The following is a 213-nucleotide window of genomic DNA, read 5'->3' on the forward strand; positions in this document are numbered from 1 at the left end:
AGTTACGCTATTGGATAAAGTAGAACAGCTATCAGAAACTGTCACAGTATAAGTTCCCGCAGGTAATCCACTTACAGAAGCCGTAGTACCAACTACAGCATTAGAGGCATTTTTCCAAGAATAAGTTACTGTTCCTACAGCCCCTGTTACCACTCCAGCAGTTACCGAACCTGTACTAGCTCCAAAACAAGCCGCATCTGTTTTAGAAGAAAC

1 protein-coding gene is annotated in these 213 nt (G+C 42.7%); it reads right to left on the reverse strand.

What is annotated here, in order from left to right; all coding sequences use genetic code 11:
- Positions 1-213 (reverse strand): hypothetical protein (locus ACSVH7_RS15170; RefSeq protein WP_438067524.1); only part of this gene is annotated, 213 nt, incomplete at both ends.

The sequence above is a fragment of the Flavobacterium sp. TSSA_36 genome (assembly GCF_051547165.1).
GTDB lineage: Bacteria > Bacteroidota > Bacteroidia > Flavobacteriales > Flavobacteriaceae > Flavobacterium.